Source organism: Faecalibacterium sp. AF10-46 (genome assembly GCF_003604105.1).
Lineage (GTDB): Bacteria > Bacillota > Clostridia > Oscillospirales > Ruminococcaceae > Faecalibacterium > Faecalibacterium taiwanense.
Genome location: NZ_QVGY01000007.1, coordinates 1 through 24,515 on the forward strand (window position 1 = coordinate 1; position 24,515 = coordinate 24,515).

The window sequence follows — 24,515 nt, forward strand, 5'->3', positions numbered from 1 at the left end:
GGATATTTTTTAGTGCGGAGATATCCGGCTGCAAGGTTTCCAGTTGGCTGCGCAGCTCGGCGCTGCCCGATTGCAGCGCCGAAAATTCGGCATCCAATGCCGAAAAATCCACAGTTGTGCTGCCGTTCAGCTTCATCATAGTTCGGACAGCTTTATTGAAAGCGTCCAGTTCTTCCTTGTGCTGGCTGGCATAGGCATCTTTCGTCAGCTTGAAGTTCTTTTTTAGAAAGGTATCGTGGATGGGTTTCAGCTTTGCATGGATGGCAGCAGCATCCTTGATCTGGGCGATTGCCCGCATACGGTTTTCGTTCCGCTTCAACTGCCTGCGGAGAGGGGCGGCGGTCTGGTTTAAACTTTCAATGGCTTGGTTCAAGTCCTCGACAGTGTTCAGGGAATGGGCTTTCAGGTAGTCCACCGCCTGTTTAACTTCCTCAAAGTCCCGGACGGTGCATTTCAATTTTGCCTTGCCAGACCAATCGCTGCGTTGCTCATTGCGGAGGTTGAAGTAGTCCACCAGCAGATCGGACAGCGTGGGTTCCTTTGCTTGTTCCAGTGCATCCAAAAGAATCTGCTTCTTTTCGGTCAGGTCTGCGATCCAGCGTTGCAGCCCACGGATGGTGCTGCGGATGGACTGCATCAGGCTGTTGGCAGTGCGAATATCCCGATTGAGATTTCCGAGAAAGGTTTCGATTCCTCGCTTCTCCATCTGGTGAGCAGCGGGGCCGAGATGGACGGTCGGTATCTGCTGGATGCCCTGCCGCTCAAAGGAGCGCAGGTCAACACGTTCCGGTCTGCCAGCAGCTTCCAGATAGCGGTTGGTGATGGTCTCCCAGCCATGCCGCCAGACCTCGGCGTACTTCTGGTCGTTCCAGTCCACGGTGCTTTCCTTGTGGCATTTCCAGTTGCCGGAAGGGAGCCGGATGCGCTCGCCGTTCTCGTCAAGGTCGTATACCTTTCGGGCTTTCGGGAGCCACTTGCCGTGTTCGTCCATTGCTCGGAGCGTCAGCAGAACGTGGGCGTGTGGGTTGCCATCTCCCTTGTCGTGGATGGCAAAATCGGCTATCATGCCTTTGGAAACGAACTGCTCATTGCAAAATTCTTTGAGCATGGGAAGATACTGCTCTTTCGGAACTTCCACTGGGAGCGCCAGCACGATGCGGCGGGCAAGCTGCGAGTTCCATTGATTCTCCACGGCTTCCACGGCGTTCCAGAGGGTCGCCCGGTCTGCAAATCCGGGCGGCGCATGGGACGGCAGCATAATCTCGGCGTGGACAAGCTCTTTCTTTTTGTTGTAGAATTTTGTTTTCTGGTCGTACTCGCTGAACAGCCGTTCGCCGCTCTGGTAAGCGGCCCCGGCAACAGCGGACTGCCCTTGGCTGCGCTTGACGATGGTGATTTTGAAATGCGGACACGGCATAGGCATCACCCCCAAACAAAAAGACCGCCCAGCAAGATAACTCTTGTTGAACGGTCTGGAATCGTATTCGGTTGTACTCGCCGCCTTGGAACGGAGTGCTGTACGCTTCGGTCTTAGGCGGGAGCTGCAAAAGGATAGCTGCAACGCAGCGCAAGGAAAATGCAGTTTTCCTTGGGATGGAATCGGGCTGGCGCACAAACGCCAGCTTCGATTTCATCGAGCCGTCTGCAAGACCGCAATTTCACCGGAACGGTGTATAATTGCGCCCTTTATTCTAAAGGGTTTTGGACGTTGCTTCGTTCGTGAACGTCATGCACCATCTTTGCAAGCGCCAGCACGACTTCAGGTTGACGGAATGAGATCTTCAAAAGCTCCATCACCTGATCGTCGGTCAGTTCTCCCGGACAGACCAGAAAGCTTTCCAGCATTCCGGCACGAGTACAAAGACGGTGCACACGCTCTCTCCGGTTCAGCTCTGACATCCTGCGTTCAAGGATCTTTTCCCGGTGCTGGCAAGAGCGCAGCTTCTGCTCCGCTTTGGCTTTCTCGCTGCGGAGATAGGCAAGGTTGGTTTTCGGTTGGGTCATGGCATCACGCTCCTTTACAAAATAAAGAGCCAAACAATCAGTATAAAGGCTGATCATTTGGCTGTGGAAACATATTTAATTTTCGCAGTTCAGGCGGACTTGGACGGTAAACACACCGTCTTTCTTTTTCGTATAGAAGTCACCATGATTCTCCTGAACGATACGATTTATGTTCTTTAGTCCGTGACCGTGATACTCTCCGATGCGGATGCTACGGACGGTATCGCTGTATGGATTCTCAAGCCGATAAAAGAGACTGCGATACTGCTTGCGCAGTTGTAGATGAATGATTCTCTGTTCCGCTGGCAAGTCGCAACAGGCTTCAATGGCGTTGTCAAATGTGTTTCCGATAATGATGCTCAAAGACAACGATGAGATCGTCAGAACTTCAGGAATCGTCACATCCAGTTTGACCTTGATGTTATTCTTCTCTGCGATTCGCAGGTAATAATTTAAAAGAGCATCCACAACAGGGTTTCCGACAGCAGAAACATTTGTGGAACGCTCAAAAATATCCGTGGCAGCTTGTGCAATCTTGTGAAGTTCTTCGGTATCGCCGTGTTCTGCAACCGCCTGCATCGCCAGAATATATTTCTTCACATCATGCCGCAGGGAACGGACTTCTTCCTGACGTTCTTTGAGCTGCTGGTAGTATTCCATTTGAAGATTGTACTGCTGCTCGTTGAACTTGACTTTGAATTTTTCCAGTTCATTTTCCCGGAGAGCTTCCACATAGAACACAATCAGGATGTTTATAAGGAGAAGCACAGCCATAAGGCCGACCATATAATCCGGGAAATACTCATCCGCAGCATGATACTGTGCTACATAACAAACCGCGATGCTTGCGACTTGGATTGCAATGATTGGCAACAGCCATAGGATGCGCAGAGCATTTCCTTTTCGGCTGAAAAAATGTGAGACCAGGACTACGAGCAGAATTTGTATCAGGTTTGAAAAAACGACATAAATCAACCGTGCTGCCCCAGCTTGCATCAGAATGTCGGTGTCCGGGATGCGCAGTCCAATCAGGAGCATTGCAAACACTTCCACCAAAGCAGCCAGTGTAAAGAAAGCTCCACTTGCGAAAACCGCCTGCCATGGCCGCACTTCGTAGAATAGCAACGCAAGGAGGAATCCGCCAACCAAAAGATAGACTGTGCGCTGCGTCACCCAATTCGGAAATAAGCTCAAAGCACACTGCCCAGCGATAAAAAGTGCAACATACACATAGAACCATCTTGAAATGGGTTCCTTTTGAGGAAACAGCCGACCGATGAAAAGCAGCAACAGGGCGATGTTGGCAAAACTCCCTGCAAACTCAACGAAATAATAAAGCATCATCTTCCCAAATAAGCGTTGAAATTTTGATTGAACTCCTGACGCTTCCTCCTGCTGATCGGCAGCTGATGTCCGCTGGAAAGAAAAACAGCGGTTCCAGTAGCGTAAACAATGTGTTCCATATTGACAAGATAACTTTTGTGTGGCGACACGAAGCATCGTTTGGGAAGCTGCTCCAAGGCTTCAGGAATGCTCATTCTCAATGTAAGGTCTTGCTCCTTGCAGTGGATCAGAACTTTATGTCCGTGGCTTTCCAGAAAGTAAATGTCCGATGTTTCCAAGGACATGGTGACACCATCGTATTCAATCGTGAAATGTTTGGAGTTCAGTTCCTGAAGGACGGCATCCATCGCCGCAGCGAACAGCGTCTGATCCAAGGGCTTAACAAGATAACGGAATGCAATACCATATCCCTGCACAGCATATTCGTGCCGCTTCGTGACAAATACCACCAAGGGATGCTTCTCCATTTGAATCAGAGATTGTGCCAGCTGAAAGCCGTTGGATGGCATCTCAATGTCGAGCAGCAGCAAATCAAAGGATTTCTTCTGCATCTGCAATTCGCTCAGAAGTTCATTCCCATCCATGTAAGTTTCAATGTCAAAGCAACCTTGCACATCGTACTGCTGAACGCTTTGAACAATGCCATCAAGGTCTGACTTCTCATCATCGCAGACTGCAACATGGTACTTCAGCATTTCGACAACCTCCACAAAATAATGTCCTGCTACTATTATAGACTGTGCAAAGGCTCCTTACAAGTAGCCTGACCTACCACTTTTGTCACCAGAACGACCAGTTTTGCCAAACCTCTTGATTTTGTTGAAATTTATGATACAGTGAAGCAAAAATCAGAAGATAAGGTGGCGCAACTGCAATGTGGGAACGCACGCTGTCTCAGAAATTAGTCCGTCTTTTCTGCGAACAAAAAGTGGTAGACGAATCAAAAGCGGATGCGTATGTCTATGGGTACGAGTTGCTCATATCATCTGTTGTGAGCATTCTGCTTGTCATCCTCATCTCAATTATATGTGGTGATGTTCGGTACTCGCTTTCATTCTTGATCGGCTTTATCCCTCAGAGAATCTACATTGGTGGCTATCATGCAACGTCGCACACCAGATGCTATCTGGCATTTACCGGACTGGCACTTATCTGCATTTTGCTGAGTAAAGTAATTGCAGCAAATAACCTTTTTCGTATTATAACAACAGTAGCTCTTTTGGGTATCTCTATCTTTTTCTCTCCGATAGAAGCAACGAATAAGCCTTTGGGCAAAAAGAAGCGGTTAAGCTATAAGATGATCGTATCTGTTCTTTCGTCAATAGATTTCCTACTTGCCATTTTCAATGTGCTTCCATACACACGTCATGTGGTTTGCTACTATCTCTCCAAATGGGTGTTGATTGTATTCGCAATAATTCCTTTGATTTAACAGAAATTTAATGCCAACTTTTGTAGATAAGGAGGTGATAACATGAAAAAGAACAAATGGATGCTGCTTCTTGTCGCTTTTATTGCATTTTTTGTATTGGTTTATTTTATTGGTGCGCGCCTTAATGCAACGGCAGAGGCATTGACAATTATTTCTCTCTGCATCGGCATACTGGTCATTTATTTAGTCGTAAAAGCAATCAAATCAAAATGAAAATATGATCATTCATTTTGGAGGAATACTATGAAATCGGTGAAACACCTTTGGGCATCGTTACTAATTGTTATGGCGTTTGTAATTATCTGTCCGACAGCATTAGCGGCGACCGGTAACTCTTCGCAGATACATTCAAAAAATCCTGTGGATGCTTATCCTAATTCGACAGTTGGCGTCATTCATTTTTATATTGATGACGGAAAGCTGATTGTTTATGACCCTGACGAACGTACTAGCGTACGGGGCGATACAGGAACCGCAACGATTTACTGGACCATTCCGGGACAGGTTTTTTGGTCAATATCTTCTAATATTTCTGGGCCGATGGTGTTCTCTGGAAGTGTGAGTACAACAGCTGGTGATTATTGCCCGCTTAATGGCATTAGTTTTGATGGTTATGTTAGCGGTCTTGTAGATGTTCAAATGATGCCTGGTAGCAATTATGCAACATTGGAAGGATCAATGTTAGATATTCAAGGTGTTTCCTATGTGTTGCCGGGAGTCGAAGCGTATATGTATCATTGATTATCGGATAGAACACATGGAAAATCATATGGAAGATAATGACATTCCGAAATTTCGCACTTATCGTGGAGAAATCGAATTTGAAGGAACGTTAATACAGGCTGATATTTTTATTGACAATAAAATGCTTGAAGACAGAAACAGCTTTTTAATAAGTTTTTTGTGCAAATCTAATAAGATGTATAAAATGATTTGCAGAAATGTTTTAAAAAAGGAAGGATATTATATAAATCTAAAACTCAATGGTGTAAAATTGAAAACCCGTGTCCTTTCAGTGTCGCAAAGCTTTATTGATAGTAACTCGGAAACATATAGAATTGGCCTTATGTGTTCTAATGATTTGCGCATCTAAATCAAAAGACAGTCGATGGTACGGTTCGGAGCGAAGTATCAACAAATCAACAGCCCTCTATTTGCAACGACTGCAAATAGAGGGCTGTTTTGTTTGTTTTGGATATTTTAATTAAAGGTCAATCTTCTAATATGCGAAACCGTCAAGGCTGAAATGAATGGGCTGACGCCCGGCCTTGACCGTTCCCCGCCGCCCCGCTGGATGGGTGGACAAGGTGGCCAATCCCTAAAAGTGTTTGGCCGCACTCGTTCATTTTGGGGCCTTTCTTCTCCCAAAATTGAAATGGGCGGGAAAGCCCTAAAATGGCTTTCCCGCCTTGATTACCCATTAGCAAAGACGGGCGAGACTGTCAACGGCGGCGCTGAAAGCGCCGTTCATCTTGACCGTTGACTGGCTCGCCTGGCTTTGCTACTGCCCGTAAGAGATGGAAAAACAAGATGGAAAACAAGGTTAAAAATGGTTGACAAGTCTATCGGATGTGTGTTATACTGTGCGACAGTTTGAGATTGGAAGGAGGCTTACGTGTGTTAATTTGTGTACGCTAATAAGCAATAAAAAGTAGAAGTACCTTTCCACATGATGGTGGGCTTTTTTTGCGTGCGTATGCAAAGGAACACGTAGGTTTGACACGAGCAGTCTTTGAACTGTATCGTGGTGTTTTTTCGTGCTTTGTTGTTATGCAGGCGTCTGCCCTCTCTGTGGGACAACGCCTGCTTTTTATTGCAGAAACAAAGGAACAATGCAATAAAAAAGGAGGTTCGCATTATGACCCAAAACAACAATTCATGGAGAAAAACTTATTTTACACTTCTTGCCGGACAAGCAATATCCTTTATTAGCAGCGGTATTTTGGGAAACGTAAAAGAAGTTATGGAAATAAGACTTAGAAGCAAACTTAAGAGTGTGTTGATAGTGCATTATCTTAAAATTTTGTATAATAGGAATTGAAGTTAAATTAGATGCTAAAAATTTGTAATTAAGAAGGAGGGATTCGTCATGTTGGTATTCCAAATGCGTAATGTAGATAAAACATCTACTGTTTTGAAACAGACTAAAAACAGTGATTACGCAGATAAATAAATACGTTAGATTAATTCCTACCAGTGACTAATCTTATGACTTTTTAAACAGATAACTAAAATTACAAACAAATCGTTTAACTTCTGTATTTGTTTATAGATGTAATCACTTCAGGAGAGATTACATGAACAAAAATATAAAATATTCTCAAAACTTTTTAACGAGTGAAAAAGTACTCAACCAAATAATAAAACAATTGAATTTAAAAGAAACCGATACCGTTTACGAAATTGGAACAGGTAAAGGGCATTTAACGACGAAACTGGCTAAAATAAGTAAACAGGTAACGTCTATTGAATTAGACAGTCATCTATTCAACTTATCGTCAGAAAAATTAAAACTGAATACTCGTGTCACTTTAATTCACCAAGATATTCTACAGTTTCAATTCCCTAACAAACAGAGGTATAAAATTGTTGGGAATATTCCTTACCATTTAAGCACACAAATTATTAAAAAAGTGGTTTTTGAAAGCCGTGCGTCTGACATCTATCTGATTGTTGAAGAAGGATTCTACAAGCGTACCTTGGATATTCACCGAACACTAGGGTTGCTCTTGCACACTCAAGTCTCGATTCAGCAATTGCTTAAGCTGCCAGCGGAATGCTTTCATCCTAAACCAAAAGTAAACAGTGTCTTAATAAAACTTACCCGCCATACCACAGATGTTCCAGATAAATATTGGAAGCTATATACGTACTTTGTTTCAAAATGGGTCAATCGAGAATATCGTCAACTGTTTACTAAAAATCAGTTTCATCAAGCAATGAAACACGCCAAAGTAAACAATTTAAGTACCATTACTTATGAGCAAGTATTGTCTATTTTTAATAGTTATCTATTATTTAACGGGAGGAAATAATTCTATGAGTCGCTTTTTTAAATTTGGAAAGTTACACGTTACTAAAGGGAATGGAGATAAATTATTAGATATACTACTGACAGCTTCCAAGAAGCTAAAGAGGTCCCTAGCGCCTACGGGGAATTTGTATCGATAAGGGGTACAAATTCCCACTAAGCGCTCGGGACCCCTTGTAGGAAAATGTCCTAAGTGTGGCAACAATATTGTATTAAAAAAATCGTTTTATGGTTGTTCAAATTATCCTGAATGTAAGTTTACTTTAGCTGAACATTTTAGAAAGAAAAAACTAACCAAAACGAATGTAAAAGAATTACTGGAGGGAAAAGAAACCCTGGTAAAAGGAATCAAAAACGTAACCGTCAAATCTCCCGGCGCATAAAAAAGCATCTCTGGCTTAGCAACCGCAGCTGGGCCAGAGATGTTCATTCTTTTGGTATTCTGCATTCCTGGGGTGCACTGGCAGGCAAGAGTTGTTCGGCCCAAGCCTCGTCCATCTGGCTCATAGCGGGAGCATTCCGCAGAACCCAGAGCAAGTAACGGTACGGATCTAATCCGTTTTCTTTCGCTGTCTCAATCAGGCTGTAGATCACACTGCTGGACTGTGCGCCGCCCGGTGTATTGGCAAACAGCCAATTCTTGCGGCCCATAACAAAAGGCTTTATGCTGCGTTCAGCACGGTTGTTGCTCAGTTCCAGCCGCCCATCCTCCAGATAACGGATCAGGTATGGCCACTGCTCCAGCAGATAGTGCAGCGCCCTACCCAGAGCGGACTTTGGTGCCGCCTTGCCGCTGGCCGCATTTGCCCACGCCAATAGAGCGTCCAGAACCGGTTTTTCCTGTTCCAGCCGCTTAGCATGTCGTTCTTCTGGTGTCAGTTCTGCGAAAGACTTTTCCAACTGGAACAGCCTTGAGCAGTAGCACTCGCCGGCCGCTGCCAGAGAATCTTTTCGCTTTTCCTGCAGTAGCGTCTGCAGCGCCTCATCAAATTTTCGCCGCGCGTGGGCCCAGCAGCCAACCACCCGGATATTCTCCGGCAGCCTGTGGTAACCATGGTATCCATCCGCATGGAGCCAGCCGGAGAAGCCCTTTAAGAACTCCTCCGCGTGCTCTGCCTTCCGGTTCGGCTGGTATTCATACAGGACAATCGGATGCTCCGTACAGCCGCTGGTCCTGTACAGCCACATGTAGGACTTGCTGGTCGCCGCCTTCCCGGGTTCTTTCAGTACCTGCAGCGTCGTCTCATCGCCATGGAGAACTTTCTCCCTGCAGAGCTGCCGGTGCAGCACCTCGTAGATGGGCTGCAGCCAGGTATCAGAGACATTCAGCAGCCAGTTGGACATGGTCTGCCGGGAGAGCTTCAATCCCTGGCGGTGAAACTCCTGCTCCAGCCGGTACAGCGGGGAATACATCACAAACTTCTGTACCGCAATATGCGCTACCGCCTCCGCGGAAGCATAGCTGCCGGGCAGCAGCGCAGGCTCCTTCGGTGTTTTCAGGATGTTGGCCTCGCCGCTGTCCTGCTCGCACTTCCTGCAGGCGTAGGTATAGTAGACATCCTCTCGAATCCAGAACCGGGCAGGCTCCATTTGCAGGCTCCGGCGGACCTCTTTGCCGATCTCCTCCATTTTGCTGCCGCAGGCGGAGCAGATCAGCTCTTCTTCGCTCAGACGGTGCTCCACCACTTCAGTGGGTGTGCCCTCCGGAACGATCTCGGTCACGCTGCCGGACTGCTTCTTGCGCGCATGGGCTTTCACGGCAACCTGCTCCGGCGTAGCGGATTTGGTGCCATAGGCGTAGGCTTCAAGCTCATTGAAGCTTAGCGAAAGCTGATCCATCAGGCCCTCCTGCAACTTCTCGGAGGAGGAGCCGAATTGCCGCTTTTTCGCAAGACCCAACTGCTCCAGAAGCCATTGGTTCTGGAGCTTGAGTTCAGTGAGCTGAGTTTGCTGAGATTCATATTCCGCGCGTGAAATGGTCACCATTTCAGCGTTACTTGTGGCAATTCTCTTCTCGTTTTCCATGTGAAAATTATACCACAAAAAGTGTCAAAAAGCCAGTGTTTTCGATGCTTTTCGGAAATTTAATCTGCCTTATATTATGCTCAGCCCAGATACTGGGCGGTGGGCTTTTGGCTGCTCGATCTGTAAGCCTTCCATCAGCCAGCGGTACTGCTGCGGCGTTAGTGACCGTACTTCAGATTCACTTCTCGGCCACTGGTATGCACCCTGTTCCAGCCGCTTGTAGAGCAGAATAAACCCGTCCTTTTCCCAGTATAGTCCCTTGATCCGGTCTCTGCGCCGCCCACAGAACAGGAACAGCGTGTTGGTGAACGGATCCAATTCAAACTGCTGCTGCACCATCCGGGCCAAACCGTCTATGCCTTTACGCAGATCGGTATAGCCACAGGCGATATAGACCCGATCCGCTCCGGAAAAATCGTTCAGCATGGCCGCAGCGCCTCGACCAGGGCTTTCAGCAGGTCCGGACTCAGCTCTTGATAGAAGTCAATGCTGCTATTGCCGATCCGCAGCGTGGCGGAACATTCTGAAACGTTCCGATCCTGCTGTTTCGGTGCTGGTAACTCTGCAAACGCAGGTGCCCCGGGGAATTCCGGTGCCGCATCTGCGATGGACAGCACTTCCCGTTCCCAACGATAGTATGTAGATGGTGTGATTCCTCTTTGCTTGCACCACTGCCGTACCGGAAGACCGCTGCTTCTGCAATTCTGAATCGCTGCCACCCATTTCTGTTGTCGTGCCTGGTGCTTTAGCTCTGTTGATGTCATGGTGTCCTCCCTGATGTTAATAGTAGTGGAACGTCGCGAAACGTTCCACTACTATTATCCCATGGGTGTCCATCCGCCGGGAGATTTGACGGTTACTAATATGCCATGGTCACAGCCAAGTGAGAGATAATGCTCAATCTCACCACTCAGCACAAGCTGGACGTACTCTAAGGGCTTGTTATATAGTAGCCAGTCCAGTTCTGCTCGCTGCGCAGGGGTGTTGCCGTATTCGTCCTCAATGGAGATACAATCAATGGAAAGGGTGGTGCCATCTTCAAATCGGGCTTCCACCCGGTTGGTGTCCATGTTGTAGTGGCAGGAAAGCACTTTTTGAGAGTGATTATGGTCGAAATTCTGATTTTGTTTCATTTGAATAGCTCCTTTAATGACTTTGAAATTTGATTTTCAACAAAATGAGGTCTCTTTTTTCTTTTTCTTAAGTCACCTATCCGCACTATCCTGCATCGCAGGCGTTCACCACATAATCGAATTTCTTGCTGCGGAGCAGTTTGCGCAGAACATTGAACTGCGGCTTCTTGGTATTGTGTACCAGCAGTTTCCACTCAACAGGGAGAATCGGCAAATCCTCAAAACGCCAGTTTTCATAGCGTTCATCATAGTGTTCCGGGGCTGCATACTCTGCCAAATGCCCCAGACACCAGCTTACCACGCAATCCCCACCCTCCAGATACCCGTCCTCCTGCCGATATGCACCGATCACTTTTGCAATGGATTTCGATACGCTCGGTTTTTCTGCAATCACCAGATATTTCAACGCTTTCTCCTTTTTAAAAAAAGCAGGGATAGCCTTTCGACTACCCCTGCATCCTTATGTTACGGTTTTCTTATGTGCCATTTTCGTTGCCGGACTGATTATCCTCGTTCACAGTCGCAAGGCTCTGGTCGGTTTCCAGATTTTCACTCTGCGGCGTTTCTTCCTTCGGCTTCGGCTTATAAATGTAGAAGTAGAAGAAAGCACCTGCACCGCCCAGTGCCGCCACGAATACCAGCAGCAGAATCTTATTCATGCCACCGCTCGATTCCTCTTTCGGTTCTTCGATTTCCACATCCGGGGTAGGTTCGGGTTCGGGTTTAGTTTCGGGCAGAACTACCGCAGGCGTTTCTTCTTCCTGCTTGCCGTTCCGCTCTTCATCGTCCAGAAACTCCTGCAAATCGTACTCGTCGATCATGGAGAGCATATAGACGTTTTCGCTGTTTCGCGCCCGGTCGATCACCAGAAAGAATGTGTTGCCGCCCTTGGTCTTTACTGTGAAGAATTCCTTGCTGGGGTCATCTACGATATTATCCTCCACCTCGCCGTTGCCTGCGATGGTGAACGGGATTTTTTCTTCCTCGGTCGGTTCCTCTTCCTCGATCACCTGTGTCGGTTCCTCCATCACTTCAGTGGTGTCCACAAAGGCAAAGGCCGGGGTCGAAAAGCCCACTGCCATCAGCAGGGTCAGAATTGTGCTGGGGATAACAACTCCCAGCCGTTTAAGCATCTTTTTCAATCGCTTCCTCCGTTTCTGCTTCCTCCGAAGCGTTGTTTACAGCGGTCAGGAACGTCACGTTGCCCGCCTGAATGTTGTCCAGCAGAGCCAGCAGTTCGCGCCCGCCCATCTTGGTGCTGCGGATGGCACGAATGATCTCGCTGTCCTCTTCCTTTTTCTGTGCTGCCCGGATGGTTCTCAGCCGTTCTTCCAGTTCCGCGATCTGCTGTTCCGTCTTTTCGGCTTCATCCAGATATTTCTGTAATTTTTTGCCCATCGGCCCTCCTTTCAGTTGATGCGGCCAAAGCCTAAAAAGTGGCTCTGCCAGTAGGTCGAGTTGATGCTGGTATAGGAAATGGGGTCGCCGCAGTGGATCATCATGCCATTGCCGACGTAGATTCCAACGTGCGACGCGCCAACGGTGTTATAGGTTTTCTCAAAGAAAATCAAGTCACCAGGCTGTGCATCCGCAGGAGAGACATAGCTGCATTTTCCTCGCAGACCGTTGGCCGTTGTACGCCCAACGCTCCACCCATTGCCGCTGTTATTGATGACCCAGCAAACGAAGCCGGAGCAGTCAAAACTGGTGCTTGGGGAACTGCCGCCCCACACATACGGCATACCTAGATACTTTTCGGCTTCCTCAATCATCCTTGCGAACTTTTCATCCGAAAGGGCTTCCGATGGAATGTCGTACTTGAAGCCACCGCCGGAGCCACCAGCACCACCACCTGTGCCGATACTGCCCGTTGTGCCGCCGCTGTATGTCGGGGAGCCTGCACCGAACAGTTCCGGGCGGTTGCCGTAGGTCAGGTTATAGGCATCGTACCGTCCGGTCTGCTTCCGGTTCATGTTCTTCCGCGCGATGGTATCGAAGCCCTTATTTTTCAGCAGGACATTGAGGATTTTGTACTCATACTCCACTTCTTCCTGATAGGTATAGGTTTCCATGCTGACGTTTCCAAAAGCGTCAATCGTTGGCCGAACCCCTACTCTGGTTTCCATGCGAGTGCGAATCTCAATGGTTTCCCACACTTTCAGGAGATACTGCTGCTTGAACAGTTCCTTGATAACAGGCTTGACCTGTCCTCTGGTGAACTGCTCATAAACCGCAGTCAGATGGGAAATAAGCTGATACGGGTCATGCCCGATCTCGTCCAGCTGATAGCGGTATTCATCATAGCCCGGATGGGTGGATTCCATCTGCCGAATCTGTTTATCCAGTTCCTTTTCCAGTTCCAGATAATCCTCTTCCGCGCCTTTCATGTCGGCATCCTTGCTGGGATATGTCGTTCCCACAAAGGTACTGCCTGTTCCCTGAATCGCTGCACCACAGCTTGAAAAGGTTCCCAACATTACCATCACCAGCAGGATACCCACACCAATACTGACCCACAGGGTTTTATTCTGCAGGACGATCTCCTGCACCGCTGCTTTCGCTTTCTCCGTAATGGTGTTTGTTGCCGCTGCTGCCTGCTTGCTGGCGGCAGTTCCGGCTTTCTGACCGCGCTTGGCGGCTGCATAAGCATCCTTATACTGCTTTTTCTGGTAAAACTTCGCACCGACTGTTTTTGATTCACCTCCTGCGGCAGTCGGCGGTGGCTGGGGCTGTTTCTTTTTCAGCGGCGGTTCTGCTGCATTTTCTGCAGTACCGCCCTCGCTCTCGGAGAATTTCAGGCGGCTGGACTTCTGATCCTCGCCACCTCTTTTCTCTGCTCTGGCAGATTTGTCTTTGGGCTTTTTCCTGCCTTTGACAAAGTGGTGCAGGCGTTCGGCGGCTTCTTCCGACTTGTGAGCAGCTTCCACGCCAGAATTGTCCTTTTCTACCTGATGTACTTTCTGATGGGCGAACCCGGTGGCGGTGTCCACTCCTTTCTTGGCCACCTTCTTAACGCCCATTCCTACGCCACGGACAATGCTGCCTTTTTCATCTTCAAAAGAAAGTCGGCCTTTCTTTGTGGGCGGCTCTGCATCCGATTCCGCAGGCGCATCCTTCGGCTTGCCATCCTCCTGATGGGCTTTATAATAGTCTGTGCTCTGCTTGGCGGTGCTGTGATGCCGGGGCACATCCTCCTCCCCGTCCCCGGCATCCATGCACCGTTCTTCTTCCACGATAGGTTCTTCGTCGGCTTCCTTTTCCGCAGTTTCTTTTGCCGAATCTTCCTGCTCCGGCTTTTCTGCTGCGGTTGCGGACTTCTGTTCCCCGGTGCGGAGGTTTTCATCCACCAGACCATCCTTGGTCATTTTCTGGACGATTTTATCTCTGCCCCGAAACTTTTTGTCTGCTATGGAAATCACCTCCTTCCGGCTGGAGCCGTCATGCGAGCAGGGCTGCGTGGGTTTCCCACTTATCAAGCACCTGCTCCAGCTTCCGGGCAAAGGCGATCAGACGGGCATTCACTTCCTCACGGTCAAGATAACCGTGGGCTTCCATGTGAAAGCCGTCAGTCAGTTCATCGGCCAGTGTGCCAACGGCATAGAAATCTTCCAGCACCGTATGCACCACCGATTCTTCATCGTGGAAGTTGAGCGGCTCCACCTCACCAAAGGGCGGGCCGGAATCGCTTTCGTGCGGCTCCATGTCAGAGTGATGATGAATCTTGCGGCTCAGTCGGTCAAAAATATTCGATGTGTTCATGCTTCTTTTTTCTCCTTATATTTTCCCATCTCATTAGGCTTCGTTGTCATCAGGCTGTACAGTTTCAGCGAAGTATCAAACTTATCCTTGAACGGGATAATCGTATTGCCGTAGAACAGCAGCCCCTCGCCCTCGTTGCTGTTCGTAACATAGGAAAGCTGGAACGGCGAGATATTCAGCTGCTTGGCAAGGATTTGCCGATCGCCGGATGCCTGGTTAAGCATATAAATGAAATCGCTGTTCTCAAAGATGTTCTCGATTTCACGGCTGGCGAGCAAATCCTTGATGTTCTGGGTGATGCCTGTGGGTACGCCGCCCCATTTTCGGAACCGCTTCCAGATCTCGACGCTGTATGCTGCGGTCTGTTCCTCTTTCAGCAGGAGGTGGAACTCGTCTATATAGTACCGGGTGTTCTTTTTGCTGTTGCGGTTGATGGTGACACGGTTCCAGACCTGATCCTGAACAATGAGCATCCCCAGCTTTTTCAGCTGCTTGCCCAACTCTTTGATATCGAAACAGATAATGCGGTTATCCAGTTCCACATTCGTCTGATGGTTGAACACACGCAGCGAACCATTGACGTAGATTTCCAGTGCCGTGGCGATACGCTGCGCCTGCCGTTCCTTCTGCTCCCGCAGACAGTCGTACAGATCACCGAGCGTCGGCATATTCTCCGGCTTCGGATCGTTCAGATACTTCTGATAGACCAGCGGCAGGCAGCGGTCTATGACCGACTTTTCTTCCGGCTCCATGCCATCCCGTGCGCCCATAATCAGTTCGCACAGGGAAAGAATAAAGTCCGATTTCATGCCCAGCGGGTTATCATCGTCCGCATAGTTCAGGTTGATGTCCATCGGGTTGATGTAGTCCTTACTGGTGGACGAAATATGGATAACCTGACCGCCCAATGCTTCCACCAGCGGATAATACTCTCCTTCCGGGTCTGCAACGATAATATCGTCCGTTGTGGTAAAGAATACGTTCGTGATTTCACGCTTTGCACTGAACGACTTACCGCTTCCCGGTGTGCCGAGGATCAGACCGTTCGGGTTTTTCAGCTGCTTCCGGTCTGCCATAATCATGTTGTTAGATACCGCGTTCAGACCATAATAGAGGGAATCGCCCTCCATAAAAAGCTCCTGCGTGGTGAAGGGAACGAAGATGGCGGTGGAAGTGGTGGTCAGTGCGCGCTTGATGGGAACGAGGTTATTTGCCAGCGGCAGGCTGCTCATAAGACCCTGCTCCTGCAGATAATCCAGACGGTTCAGAGTGCAGTTGAACTTTTGAGCGATACCAGCAGTCTGAAACACAGCACTATCCAACTCCTGCTTGGTCTTTGCTGTATTAAGGAACAGCACCGTAACAAGGAACATACGCTCATTGCGGCTTTGCAGATCATCCAGAATCTTCTTGGCCTCGCCGCCATAAGTTGCAAGGTCACTCGGAATAATTTCCATATCATAACCAGACCTCACAGCTTTCTTCTGTTCCTCGATTTTCATACGGTCCAGGTCGGTAATTTTGCCTTTGATCAGTTTGATGGCTTTCAGCTGATCTACCGACTGCACATGAATGCTGACCACCAGATTTTTGTCCATGTCCAGAAATTCGGCCAGCACCTTATCCGTCAGTTCCGGGGCAAGGATGTTCAGATAGGATGCAGCACCATAGGTGTCACCCATCATAAAATCCTTTCCGCTCTTGAACAGGAAACTGGTCGGGGCAATGAAGTCTTTGGTCGTCATGCCGCTCTGCAGGATGCGGTCATAGCTGAAATCGAACTTCTGCTGTTCCTCCTGATGAAAGGTTTCGTACATGATCTGAAGCCGTTCCACGCCGTTCAGCGGGTAGGCTTTCACACCTAGCACCTTAAAATTATTGAGAATATCGGTTTCGATACGCTCTAACCGGGGCTTTGCTTCCCGGACACTTTTCGCTTCAATGCTGAATGTGATGTACTTCGTCCGAACCAGACCGTTGTTGCCCTTGGCAAGCTGCTGTTTCAACATCTGCGCATATTCCATACGCACATCGTCGAACTGGTCGTGCTGCGGCTCGATCTGAATGACCCTGTTGTACTCGCTCATATCGCTCTTGTGGTTGATGAACGACAACTGAAAGCGGATACTGGCATCGAAGTAGTTGAGGAAGTCGCACCAGCTTTCAAAGATAGTGTTCTTATCCTCGTTCTGTGCCAGCTGGTAGTTAATGTCGTAGAATCGGACGGTTTTGGAATACAGATGTTCCTCCACCCGGCAGATACCGTCGCGCCCCATTTCCAGATATGGAATGGAACGCTGCACGGTCAACCGTTGTTCCTTTTCGTTCCTTTCGGGTTTACGAAAGAACTTTTGGAAGAAGCCGCCGAACTGCAGTTTCTTCTTCGGTTCACTTTTTACCAAGGATGCCTCCTTTCTTCTGGATCGGTGCTGCGGTTTCCAGTTCTCTGTCATACAGATTTTCAATCTCGTAGCGGCGTACCGCAGGACGTTTGAAGCGGACGCTGATGAAATTCGTCAGGATGGTTTCAAGGTGCATCCCGTTTTTCTCGTACAGAGCAAAGAAAAACTCCGGCAGCATCAGAAGCACCATGCCTGCCGCCGCATTGCTGGTTCCCAGCGTATCACGCATAAGAAAATAGAACGGAACGCCGATGCCCGCCGCGAACCCCATACACACAAGCTGGCGTTTCGTCAGGTTCAGAAAGACTTTATTCTTCACTTTGGAAAGGTCTTTGGGAATCGTTACATAGGCCATGGATTACCAGAACAGCCAGACCGCCGCCGGGAAACGGCGTTGCCTGCTGTCTTTTCCTTTCATTGGATTTTCCCGGATTTAGTGACTGCCGAAGATCTGTTTGGACAGACTTCCCGTTTTGAGCAGCGAGAAACAAAGAATCACCGTGTAGGCCATTGTGCCGAACAGTGCCGAGTGAATATCCGAGGATACCCGGATGCTGCCGATGAGGGCTGCATAGATCGCCACGCAGACCATCATTAAAAACGCCTGAAATGCCAGAGCGAACAGCCCCCGGAAGTAGTTCGTACCCACATGACCCCATTCACGGTTACTCATGGTTGCAAACGGAATCGGAGCAAGCGAAGTGTAGAGGTAAATCTCAATCATTCTGCCGTACATAATTACCGTGATAACCACGGACAGAATTTTCAGACACCAGCTTACAACAAGGGTTTCCAATGCCAGCGTCACCAGTTCGCCAATCGCCATTGTTGCCATTGCCGCCTGCATCTGCATGGAAAGGGAACTAATATCAATGGCGGTATTGCCACGGATAATGCCGGAGGAAGAATTTACCACCGACTGTCCAATGTCAAATACCGCCATTGCAATATCGAACGTATGGCTGACGAGATAGACCGCGATCCACATCTTCACGAAATACTTGAAGAACATCCAAGTGTCTACATCGTGCAGATTGTTTCGTTCCGTCAGCATCGAGATCAGTTCGTAGCAGAGGATCAGCGTAATGATGATTCCTGCAATGGGGATCACCACCGAATCCGAAATGTTACGGATCATACTGAAAATGCTGCTGTTCCACCCTTGCGGTGTCTGCCCGACCTGAGCAGCGATTTCACTGGTCTGTTGGTTGACCGCTGTGAACATCGTACTCAGGTTGGACTCCACCATGCCGGAAAGAAGTTCCCTCATCCATTTTTCGATTGCTGCGAAAATATTATCGAACAATGGCGGGTTTTCCTCCTATCGCTTGTTGATTAGCCGAACAGACCAGAGAGCAGCGGGATCAGCTGGGTGCCGATGAGGATGACACCGCCGCCGGACATCAGCTGCTTCATGCCCTGCGACTTTGCGCCAGGGTTATCGTTTCCGTACCCTTCCATGAGGTTCACAACGCCCCAAACACCAAGGCCCGCGCCGATGGCAACAACGAGAGTCTGCAGAACGGTAATAGCCTGATTGAAGAATTCCATAGTCGTTTTTCGCCAGATTGCAGCATTGATAAAAAACACGATTCCAAAAGAAAAACAGGCTGGCACATCTTCGGTGCTGCCTGCTCCTGCAATTCTGGCTTCTCCTTTCATTTTCATAAAAAATCAGCCTTTTGGAATCGCAAAATGTAGAGATCAGTCGGGTGAATTTCCTGCCACGGGGTCTGCCCGGACAGGCGGGCGAGCATACTTGTTTCGGATAAGCACCTCCTATTTTTTATGCGGTTGCTTCTTCGGTTGCTGGGGTCAAATCCACCTCATAGCAATCAAATTCTTCATCCATCCGCAGCCTGAGTTCATGCTTCAGGTAGCGTTCCACATCGAAAGCGTTCTTCTTATCAAAGTCCGAAAGCTCCTTGTACCGCTTATGCTTGGTAATGTCGAATTTGTCGCTCAGGAATGGCCTGACTCCGCGCAGCTGCAGGATGCACTTGCTGCCATCCATGACAGAAAGCTCGTCCCGGCTCATAAGCTCCTTTCCGGTCTTTTGGTAGGTTGTACCAAAGGATGGGCTTTGACCGCGTGTGTCGGATGTGTTATATAGATCGATTGTTTCTTTTCCCAGCGTTTCGGAAATTTCTTTGAGGGTCGAACTTTCCTTGCCGCCGAGGAACAGCATGGTATCACAGTTACCGATAATGGTTTCTGCGGCATCCTTGTAGATGGTTTTCAACTGGCTCTGAGATTGCAGGATGATGGATGCCGAAATCTCGCGGCTGCGGATGGTGGCGATCAGTTTGTCGAACTTCGGGATCAGACCGATGTTTGCGAACTCATCGAGCAGTAGCCGCACATGATACTTTAACTGACCTCCGCATTGATCGTCTGCACGGTCACAAAGCAGATTGAAAAGCTGGGTGTACATAATGGACACCACGAAATTGAACGTATCATCCGTGTCGGAGATGATAACGAACAAGGCCGTGCGGCGATCCCCCAGCAAATCCAGTTCCATTTCATCGCAGGCCATCAGGTCACGCAGCTCCGCAATGTCAAATGGGGCTAATCTGGCACCGCAGGAAATGAGGATGGATTTCGCCGTTTTGCCTGCCGCCAGTTTGTATTTCTTGTACTGACGGACTGCAAAGTGCTCCGGTTTCTTCTGTTCCAGTTCCTCAAAAAGCTCATCCACAGGATTCTTAAACTCTTCGTCATCCTCGCGGGCTTCGCTTGCGTTGATGAACTCCAGCAACGTGGAGAAGTTCTGCTCCTCCTCCGGGGCTTCATACCAGATGTAGCCAATCAATGCACAGTAGAGCAGCCGTTCTGCTTTGACCCAGAAATCTTCGCCGGACTTCTCGCCATCCCCCTTTGTGTTGGCGATAATTGTATTGACCAGTTTCAGAATATCCTTCTCACTGCGGATGTAATGGAACGGATTGTATCGCATGGATTTTTTGAAGTTGATGGTATTCAGGACTTTGATCTTATACCCGGCATCCGAGAGCATCTTTCCGCACTCGATAATGATCGTACCCTTGGGGTCCGTTACGACATAGCTGACCTTTTGGGGCATCTGCATCAAGTTGGGCTTGACATAAAATCGGGTCTTACCGCTGCCGCTGCCGCCGATCACAATGACGTTTTTGTTCCGAGCATACTTCGGATGCTTTGGTCTACCACTCATCATCAGCCGTTCGGTCTGTGTGAGTATGACGTTGTTCTCGAATACCGGGTCAATAAAAGGTTCGATGTCCTTCTGGTTGCCCCATCGGGCAGAGCCATATTCTTCGCCTTGCCGATACTTCTTCGCGTTCTTCCCTTTGAAGTAGATTACTGCTTTCAGCGCAGCTGCGCCGACCAGCCCCACCATCAGGTCGAACGGGTGAAAACTGGGCAAGACACTTTTGTAGGCCAGACCAAATCATAAAAAGAACCATAAGCCTGTCCACCACGGAATCGCCATTGCAATGGCGGTAGAGCCATGCGGCCTTTTCCACCATGTAAAAGGCGATGATGTACGGAAAATTCAGCAGGATCAGCTTTTTCATGTCTGCTGCCTGCGCCATCCGGCTTATCTCTGCAGCCAGTTTTTTGCCCCATGCCGTACCGCCCGTCTGGTTGGACGGTGCTTTGCGCGGCAGGCGGGCAGGTGTTTTCGGATTTTTCATCGTATCGGTTCCTGCTCCCTCTTCTTTTCTTTCTTAAACTGACGGTGATTGGAAAGTTCCTCTTTCACCTTTTCCAGCTTCTGACGCACCGATTCACGCTTCTGCTTTTTCAGCGTTTCGCTGGTGTATTCCTTAAAGGCGGCAGTCATAACATCCACATCCTTGGCCTTAAAAAAGACCATGTACTCTGTTTTGCCATCCTGCTCCACCTTTTTCAGACTGTAATCAATGCCATACTTCCGGGCCACCCGATCGAAAGACTTGATATTATTGTCCGTAACCACGATGTTCGTGATCTGTGCGCCGCTCTTTTGCAGGCTCTTAATGCTCTGCCGACCTGTTTTCTTACATTGCCTTTTTTCTCCTTTCCCTCGCTGCTTTTTCTTATCCATCTCTGCCAGCAGCTTTATCAGGGCTGCTTTCAAAATCTGTGCCGTGATTTTCCCTCCTTTGATGCACAGCGAAATGGTTTTCTCGTTGACTTCTTCCTGCACGGCTGTTCACCTCCCATCTATCGCCACTGCATCAGGGGCGGACTGCCCCGGCTGCAGGCGGCGCGGTGTCGCCCAGAACCGAACGGAACTTCTTGCGACACTGGTGCAGCAGATAGCCGCACTCCCATTTGTGGCGGCAGTGCTTGCAGGGATGGCCGCTGTCCGTTCCCGGACGCTGGCGCATCATGCGTTCAAACGGATTGTCGGTAAAATTCATAGGCTCAACCTCCCTGTTCAGCCAGCGGCAGCACACCGCGCCGCTTTAAAGTGTGGTAAAGGAACTTCCGACCTTTCTGCGTCCATGCCGTGTGCAGCTTTTCCACTTCGGAACCATCGCTGCGCTGCAACTGGAACGTCAGGCTGGACGTATAGCCTTTGCCGTGATGTTCCGAATACAGCACCCACTGGCCGTTGACCCGGTACTGGATGCCGTGCAGATGCAGCAGCCGATTGAACACCTTGGCTCCGCAGCCGTACTCTTTGGCGATTTGCGTGGTTGTCACCAGCGAATCGGAATCGCTCAGCTGCGCTTCGTAGTTGCTTCGGCGTGGCGGCTTCTTATGCAGCAGGCCAAGCAGTGTATCCCAGTCAAACGGCTGCGGACGATACGCCGCGCCGACTGCCGTATGGTGCAGTTTGCAGAGCTTCTTTGCCATGTCCTGCGTAATACGGTAGTCTTTCACATACCGCTGGACCGTGCGCCCACCTTCATCCTGGAGCCGAACACGGGGCATATACTCGTAGTCGCGGCCCTCGATGAAACCATACTGGCACATACGCGGGAACCACTTGCGGAAATCGCTGCGAATGTGCATCTGGTCATACAGATCACGCGCCCACAGCGTAGAGGGCAGCGTGTCCATACTCATGAATACGATGTTCATGGGTTGTCCTCCTAGTTCTTATCTACTCTGCTGCCCCACCCAAATTCATGCCGAACCTGTGCGGAATAATAGCTATCCACGGTCACAGGTGCGTTATAGAGTGTTGCCAGCAGGTATTGCTTGATGTTCCGAATCTGAGTGCTGTTTTCTTTTAAGCACTCCAATATGTACTGGATATGCGAGGAATCCAGCTTCATCAGGCGGCTTTTCACCACCTCCTTCGGCTTATCCTCCCCGCAAATGCGCAGGAACTTCTTTCTGCTGGTGACGGTTTCCACCAGCAGTTCCAGAATCTCATACAGGACTGCTTTATCTGCCGGATAGCCCTGTTCCAGAATTTCCAGTTCCAGAGCTTTCTTGAAATAGCGGCGGTACTGTTCTTCTTCCTGCAGTTCAGCCGGATAGATAAGATCAGTTTCACTATTATCTGTCTTATTTATCTTCTCAGTATTACTTCCGTTTGATTTTGGAACTCCCGGAAGTTCGGTTTTCAAACCGCCGGAAGTATGATTTTCATACTTCCAGTAGTTCGATTGCGAAAGCCCCGCATAAAGGTCTTTCACATACAGCAGATTGGGTTTGCCAAGTCCCTGCCTGCGCCGCTCGATAAGCTGAAACTCCTGTTCCAGTTCATCCAGCAGTTTGACCGCCTTTTGTCTGGCACAATGAATAGAGTCCATGACTTCCTCTATCGTACAGATAATGTAGGCGTTGCCGTGCTTGTCCTGCCAGCCGTTCTTAATGGAAAGGCTCATACGATCCAGCAGCACAGCATACAGCAGCTTAGCGTCCCCGGACATCTTCTGGAATGGATCAGCCTTGACCAGTGCCTTCGGCACACGGTAAAAGCTGTATCGGTCTGCTTCCAGACCTTTGAAATACGGGTACTCCATGTAAATTCATCACCCCCTGTCGGATTGGATTTGCACTATTAGAAATAACAGTACATTCCTGCGGTGGAACACGTTTCCTTGCTCCACCGCAGTGTATCTGCTGTTATTTGAGCTTTGCCATTCTGCCCCAGCCCGTTCCTGCCCCATATTTCAGCGGCGTTTTCTCTGGTAAGACGCGCAGGATGCACATTCAGTGCCAGAAGTATCTCTCTGGGATGGCTTATTCAGTTGTCAAAGAACTTTTGTAAGATGTTCCTTTTGTGTACCCCTTACACTAATAGGAATCCGCAGGGCCGTTTTGGAATACAATTTTCAAAAAAAATTTTTAGAAATTTTTGATTTTTTCTCCAGATTATCAACTTTTTACGTAAAATCGAAAGTTTCGTTTTTATGTAATTTGATATTTTTCATTGAGATAGACCGCAATGCAGCTTTCCAGAGAACTGCTACCAGCAAATTCGACCTCGATGGTATACTCGCCACACCTATTTATATAAGGAGAACCGCTTGCACCGTCCTCTAACCGCTGTGAGTTCTTGTTCATCTGACGTTCCCCTCTCATGCCAAACCTCCTGCTGCCAATTCATAATGTGCTTCAAAATCAAATTTCCGGCGAATCCGTTCAAGAGCCTGATTGACCGCCCTCGTCACCGATCCACGCGACATTCCCATGTCGTCTGCAATTTCCTGATGGGTCTTGCCAAGAACAAAATGCTGATGGATGAGGTCACGCTGTTTATCTGTCAGAACAGCCAGCATCGCATGAACAGCTTCATTCTCAATAATCTTTTCCAACATATTGATCGTGCGGTCAGCAATCTCACTCCAGTCCTCCGATAATGCGTGGTAGGAAACGCACACATTACTTCGCCCTGCATCCTCGCACTTTGCCTGATTATCTTCCATCTTCCGCTCACCCTCAAACAAAGCACGGATATGCCACTCGCAGTTTTCAAAATACTCTTCCTCGATCACATCGCCCTTTCCCTCTGCTGCATCGTAGGCATAGTCGCCCTGGCAGTCATGGATATGGAACACAGTGTTTCGCTTCCCTGCAGAAAACAAAACATAGCCGCTGTTGTAGACCGTTAGATGACTGCCCTGATCAAAATCCCTGCGAAGCAGCACGATACCTTCCTCGAAAAGCATTTTGGGAGAAGGAGTGCGCTTTGCATGGGAAGGTGCTTCTACCAGTTCCTTGACCTTTTTCAATGTAAGCATTTTGTCCACCTTTCTGCCTTTCGGCTTCGGGTGAACTGAAAAAAGCAGCAAAAATCGTCTCAGATTCACCCGTTTTTTTTGAACGGGAATCTAAGATTCCTCTTGCTGCTTTCTATTTGTTGGGAAGTCCCTATACTAATAGGAATCCGCAAAGCAATTTTGGAATACAGTTTTTCAAAAAATTTTGAAAAATAAAAAAAGCCGGAACAGGAT

30 protein-coding genes and 2 pseudogenes are annotated in these 24,515 nt (G+C 48.7%); 8 read left to right on the forward strand and 24 right to left on the reverse strand.

The window, feature by feature from the left end:
• The 4 genes from mobQ to DWV57_RS08585 all read right to left on the reverse strand — a co-directional run.
• A partial coding sequence (mobQ, locus tag DWV57_RS08570) for a MobQ family relaxase (protein WP_243112325.1) occupies nt 1-1,417 on the reverse strand: 1,417 nt, incomplete at its 3' end.
• Between the two features lie 269 nt (nt 1,418-1,686).
• Complete coding sequence (locus tag DWV57_RS08575; protein WP_117472336.1) at nt 1,687-2,004, reverse strand: DUF3847 domain-containing protein; 318 nt, start codon at nt 2,002-2,004, stop codon at nt 1,687-1,689.
• 75 nt (nt 2,005-2,079) lie between these two features.
• Nucleotides 2,080-3,348: a GHKL domain-containing protein gene (locus DWV57_RS08580; protein WP_117472334.1), complete on the reverse strand. Its 1,269-nt coding sequence runs from the start codon at nt 3,346-3,348 to the stop codon at nt 2,080-2,082.
• On the reverse strand, nt 3,345-4,043 hold the full coding sequence (locus DWV57_RS08585) for a LytTR family DNA-binding domain-containing protein (protein ID WP_117472332.1): 699 nt from the start codon (nt 4,041-4,043) through the stop codon (nt 3,345-3,347). Before DWV57_RS08585 ends, DWV57_RS08580 begins: the two co-directional genes overlap by 4 nt.
• 179 nt (nt 4,044-4,222) lie before the next feature.
• Between DWV57_RS08585 and DWV57_RS08590 the strand changes: the two genes are divergently transcribed.
• The 8 genes and pseudogenes from DWV57_RS08590 to DWV57_RS08625 form a co-directional block, all read left to right on the forward strand.
• On the forward strand, nt 4,223-4,780 hold the full coding sequence (locus tag DWV57_RS08590) for an accessory gene regulator B family protein (RefSeq protein WP_117472330.1): 558 nt from the start codon (nt 4,223-4,225) through the stop codon (nt 4,778-4,780).
• A gap of 42 nt (nt 4,781-4,822) precedes the next feature.
• A complete protein-coding gene (locus tag DWV57_RS14525) occupies nt 4,823-4,993 on the forward strand; it encodes a hypothetical protein (protein ID WP_165853685.1) in 171 nt (56 codons plus the stop codon).
• 30 nt (nt 4,994-5,023) lie between these two features.
• The gene (locus DWV57_RS14345) at nt 5,024-5,521 is read left to right on the forward strand and encodes a hypothetical protein (protein WP_117472328.1); all 498 of its coding nucleotides are present in this window, start codon (nt 5,024-5,026) and stop codon (nt 5,519-5,521) included.
• Nucleotides 5,522-5,549: 28 nt separating this feature from the next.
• Entirely contained in the window at nt 5,550-5,873 is a 324-nt protein-coding gene (locus tag DWV57_RS08595; RefSeq protein WP_117472326.1) for a hypothetical protein, read from the forward strand.
• A 765-nt stretch (nt 5,874-6,638) separates the two neighbouring features.
• Nucleotides 6,639-6,821, forward strand: coding sequence for a hypothetical protein (locus DWV57_RS14795; protein ID WP_242985277.1), 183 nt, complete (start codon nt 6,639-6,641; stop codon nt 6,819-6,821).
• 48 nt (nt 6,822-6,869) lie between these two features.
• Nucleotides 6,870-6,953: a 23S rRNA methyltransferase attenuation leader peptide gene (locus DWV57_RS08610; RefSeq protein WP_001814874.1), complete on the forward strand. Its 84-nt coding sequence runs from the start codon at nt 6,870-6,872 to the stop codon at nt 6,951-6,953.
• Nucleotides 6,954-7,077: 124 nt separating this feature from the next.
• Nucleotides 7,078-7,815, forward strand: coding sequence for a 23S rRNA (adenine(2058)-N(6))-methyltransferase Erm(B) (gene erm(B), locus DWV57_RS08615; RefSeq protein ID WP_001038795.1), 738 nt, complete (start codon nt 7,078-7,080; stop codon nt 7,813-7,815).
• 169 nt (nt 7,816-7,984) lie between these two features.
• Nucleotides 7,985-8,167 (forward strand): annotated as a pseudogene (locus DWV57_RS08625) (topoisomerase DNA-binding C4 zinc finger domain-containing protein); the annotation flags it as partial.
• Between the two features lie 70 nt (nt 8,168-8,237).
• Here DWV57_RS08625 and DWV57_RS08630 read toward each other — a convergent pair.
• The 20 genes and pseudogenes from DWV57_RS08630 to DWV57_RS08720 all read right to left on the reverse strand — a co-directional run bounded on the left by DWV57_RS08630 (nt 8,238) and on the right by DWV57_RS08720 (nt 24,302).
• Nucleotides 8,238-9,836 (reverse strand): IS66 family transposase, encoded by a 1,599-nt coding sequence (locus DWV57_RS08630; protein WP_165852602.1) that lies wholly within the window; start codon nt 9,834-9,836, stop codon nt 8,238-8,240.
• A 69-nt stretch (nt 9,837-9,905) separates the two neighbouring features.
• Nucleotides 9,906-10,262: an IS66 family insertion sequence element accessory protein TnpB gene (tnpB, locus tag DWV57_RS08635; protein ID WP_117472324.1), complete on the reverse strand. Its 357-nt coding sequence runs from the start codon at nt 10,260-10,262 to the stop codon at nt 9,906-9,908.
• Nucleotides 10,256-10,600 carry a hypothetical protein gene (locus DWV57_RS08640; RefSeq protein WP_117472322.1) on the reverse strand — a complete coding sequence of 115 codons (345 nt, stop codon included), beginning with the start codon at nt 10,598-10,600 and terminating at the stop codon, nt 10,256-10,258. Before DWV57_RS08640 ends, tnpB begins: the two co-directional genes overlap by 7 nt.
• Before the next feature lie 54 nt (nt 10,601-10,654).
• A complete protein-coding gene (locus DWV57_RS08645) occupies nt 10,655-10,969 on the reverse strand; it encodes a DUF6061 family protein (RefSeq protein ID WP_117472319.1) in 315 nt (104 codons plus the stop codon).
• Between the two features lie 85 nt (nt 10,970-11,054).
• A complete protein-coding gene (locus DWV57_RS08650; protein ID WP_112091634.1) occupies nt 11,055-11,375 on the reverse strand; it encodes a toprim domain-containing protein in 321 nt (106 codons plus the stop codon).
• Nucleotides 11,376-11,445: 70 nt separating this feature from the next.
• Nucleotides 11,446-12,102 (reverse strand): DUF4366 domain-containing protein, encoded by a 657-nt coding sequence (locus tag DWV57_RS08655; RefSeq protein ID WP_120020538.1) that lies wholly within the window; start codon nt 12,100-12,102, stop codon nt 11,446-11,448.
• On the reverse strand, nt 12,095-12,367 hold the full coding sequence (locus tag DWV57_RS08660) for a DUF4315 family protein (protein ID WP_055187021.1): 273 nt from the start codon (nt 12,365-12,367) through the stop codon (nt 12,095-12,097). The genes DWV57_RS08655 and DWV57_RS08660 overlap by 8 nt, the downstream gene beginning before the upstream one ends.
• Before the next feature lie 11 nt (nt 12,368-12,378).
• Nucleotides 12,379-14,334, reverse strand: coding sequence for a C40 family peptidase (locus tag DWV57_RS08665; protein WP_120020539.1), 1,956 nt, complete (start codon nt 14,332-14,334; stop codon nt 12,379-12,381).
• Between the two features lie 73 nt (nt 14,335-14,407).
• Nucleotides 14,408-14,728, reverse strand: a complete 321-nt coding sequence (locus DWV57_RS08670) for a hypothetical protein (RefSeq protein WP_120020540.1) — start codon at nt 14,726-14,728, stop codon at nt 14,408-14,410.
• On the reverse strand, nt 14,725-17,181 hold the full coding sequence (locus DWV57_RS08675; protein WP_120020541.1) for a VirB4-like conjugal transfer ATPase, CD1110 family: 2,457 nt from the start codon (nt 17,179-17,181) through the stop codon (nt 14,725-14,727). The genes DWV57_RS08670 and DWV57_RS08675 overlap by 4 nt, the downstream gene beginning before the upstream one ends.
• Entirely contained in the window at nt 17,117-17,485 is a 369-nt protein-coding gene (locus DWV57_RS08680; protein ID WP_120020542.1) for a PrgI family protein, read from the reverse strand. Before DWV57_RS08680 ends, DWV57_RS08675 begins: the two co-directional genes overlap by 65 nt.
• A gap of 78 nt (nt 17,486-17,563) precedes the next feature.
• Complete coding sequence (locus tag DWV57_RS08685) at nt 17,564-18,400, reverse strand: VirB6/TrbL-like conjugal transfer protein, CD1112 family (protein WP_330577007.1); 837 nt, start codon at nt 18,398-18,400, stop codon at nt 17,564-17,566.
• Nucleotides 18,401-18,465: 65 nt separating this feature from the next.
• Nucleotides 18,466-18,681, reverse strand: coding sequence for a Maff2 family protein (locus DWV57_RS08690; RefSeq protein ID WP_113998658.1), 216 nt, complete (start codon nt 18,679-18,681; stop codon nt 18,466-18,468).
• 235 nt (nt 18,682-18,916) lie between these two features.
• Nucleotides 18,917-20,708: pseudogene (locus DWV57_RS08695) on the reverse strand (type IV secretory system conjugative DNA transfer family protein).
• Nucleotides 20,709-20,806: 98 nt separating this feature from the next.
• Complete coding sequence (locus DWV57_RS08700; protein WP_120020543.1) at nt 20,807-21,304, reverse strand: PcfB family protein; 498 nt, start codon at nt 21,302-21,304, stop codon at nt 20,807-20,809.
• 31 nt (nt 21,305-21,335) lie between these two features.
• On the reverse strand, nt 21,336-21,521 hold the full coding sequence (locus DWV57_RS08705; protein WP_055185257.1) for a hypothetical protein: 186 nt from the start codon (nt 21,519-21,521) through the stop codon (nt 21,336-21,338).
• A gap of 4 nt (nt 21,522-21,525) precedes the next feature.
• Entirely contained in the window at nt 21,526-22,188 is a 663-nt protein-coding gene (locus DWV57_RS08710; protein ID WP_120020544.1) for a phage antirepressor KilAC domain-containing protein, read from the reverse strand.
• A gap of 11 nt (nt 22,189-22,199) precedes the next feature.
• Nucleotides 22,200-23,081, reverse strand: a complete 882-nt coding sequence (locus tag DWV57_RS08715) for a DUF6017 domain-containing protein (RefSeq protein WP_120020545.1) — start codon at nt 23,079-23,081, stop codon at nt 22,200-22,202.
• A gap of 388 nt (nt 23,082-23,469) precedes the next feature.
• Nucleotides 23,470-23,643: a hypothetical protein gene (locus DWV57_RS14530; protein ID WP_165853686.1), complete on the reverse strand. Its 174-nt coding sequence runs from the start codon at nt 23,641-23,643 to the stop codon at nt 23,470-23,472.
• Nucleotides 23,640-24,302 carry a sigma-70 family RNA polymerase sigma factor gene (locus DWV57_RS08720; RefSeq protein WP_120020546.1) on the reverse strand — a complete coding sequence of 221 codons (663 nt, stop codon included), beginning with the start codon at nt 24,300-24,302 and terminating at the stop codon, nt 23,640-23,642. The genes DWV57_RS14530 and DWV57_RS08720 overlap by 4 nt, the downstream gene beginning before the upstream one ends.
• Between the last annotated feature and the right edge of the window lie 213 nt (nt 24,303-24,515).

Coding starts and splice junctions, on each gene's coding strand:
- DWV57_RS08575 (WP_117472336.1), bottom strand. CDS start 2,004: ATGACCCAACCGAAAACCAACCTTGCCTATCTCCGCAGCGAGAAAGCC.
- DWV57_RS08580 (WP_117472334.1), bottom strand. CDS start 3,348: ATGATGCTTTATTATTTCGTTGAGTTTGCAGGGAGTTTTGCCAACATC.
- DWV57_RS08585 (WP_117472332.1), bottom strand. CDS start 4,043: ATGCTGAAGTACCATGTTGCAGTCTGCGATGATGAGAAGTCAGACCTT.
- DWV57_RS08590 (WP_117472330.1), top strand. CDS start 4,223: ATGTGGGAACGCACGCTGTCTCAGAAATTAGTCCGTCTTTTCTGCGAA.
- DWV57_RS14525 (WP_165853685.1), top strand. CDS start 4,823: ATGAAAAAGAACAAATGGATGCTGCTTCTTGTCGCTTTTATTGCATTT.
- DWV57_RS14345 (WP_117472328.1), top strand. CDS start 5,024: ATGAAATCGGTGAAACACCTTTGGGCATCGTTACTAATTGTTATGGCG.
- DWV57_RS08595 (WP_117472326.1), top strand. CDS start 5,550: ATGGAAGATAATGACATTCCGAAATTTCGCACTTATCGTGGAGAAATC.
- DWV57_RS14795 (WP_242985277.1), top strand. CDS start 6,639: ATGACCCAAAACAACAATTCATGGAGAAAAACTTATTTTACACTTCTT.
- DWV57_RS08610 (WP_001814874.1), top strand. CDS start 6,870: ATGTTGGTATTCCAAATGCGTAATGTAGATAAAACATCTACTGTTTTG.
- DWV57_RS08630 (WP_165852602.1), bottom strand. CDS start 9,836: ATGGAAAACGAGAAGAGAATTGCCACAAGTAACGCTGAAATGGTGACC.
- tnpB (WP_117472324.1), bottom strand. CDS start 10,262: ATGCTGAACGATTTTTCCGGAGCGGATCGGGTCTATATCGCCTGTGGC.
- DWV57_RS08640 (WP_117472322.1), bottom strand. CDS start 10,600: ATGACATCAACAGAGCTAAAGCACCAGGCACGACAACAGAAATGGGTG.
- DWV57_RS08645 (WP_117472319.1), bottom strand. CDS start 10,969: ATGAAACAAAATCAGAATTTCGACCATAATCACTCTCAAAAAGTGCTT.
- DWV57_RS08655 (WP_120020538.1), bottom strand. CDS start 12,102: ATGCTTAAACGGCTGGGAGTTGTTATCCCCAGCACAATTCTGACCCTG.
- DWV57_RS08660 (WP_055187021.1), bottom strand. CDS start 12,367: ATGGGCAAAAAATTACAGAAATATCTGGATGAAGCCGAAAAGACGGAA.
- DWV57_RS08665 (WP_120020539.1), bottom strand. CDS start 14,334: ATGACCAAGGATGGTCTGGTGGATGAAAACCTCCGCACCGGGGAACAG.
- DWV57_RS08670 (WP_120020540.1), bottom strand. CDS start 14,728: ATGAACACATCGAATATTTTTGACCGACTGAGCCGCAAGATTCATCAT.
- DWV57_RS08675 (WP_120020541.1), bottom strand. CDS start 17,181: ATGACAGAGAACTGGAAACCGCAGCACCGATCCAGAAGAAAGGAGGCA.
- DWV57_RS08680 (WP_120020542.1), bottom strand. CDS start 17,485: ATGGCCTATGTAACGATTCCCAAAGACCTTTCCAAAGTGAAGAATAAA.
- DWV57_RS08685 (WP_330577007.1), bottom strand. CDS start 18,400: ATGAGGGAACTTCTTTCCGGCATGGTGGAGTCCAACCTGAGTACGATG.
- DWV57_RS08690 (WP_113998658.1), bottom strand. CDS start 18,681: ATGGAATTCTTCAATCAGGCTATTACCGTTCTGCAGACTCTCGTTGTT.
- DWV57_RS08705 (WP_055185257.1), bottom strand. CDS start 21,521: ATGAATTTTACCGACAATCCGTTTGAACGCATGATGCGCCAGCGTCCG.
- DWV57_RS08710 (WP_120020544.1), bottom strand. CDS start 22,188: ATGAACATCGTATTCATGAGTATGGACACGCTGCCCTCTACGCTGTGG.
- DWV57_RS08715 (WP_120020545.1), bottom strand. CDS start 23,081: ATGGAGTACCCGTATTTCAAAGGTCTGGAAGCAGACCGATACAGCTTT.
- DWV57_RS14530 (WP_165853686.1), bottom strand. CDS start 23,643: ATGAGAGGGGAACGTCAGATGAACAAGAACTCACAGCGGTTAGAGGAC.
- DWV57_RS08720 (WP_120020546.1), bottom strand. CDS start 24,302: ATGCTTACATTGAAAAAGGTCAAGGAACTGGTAGAAGCACCTTCCCAT.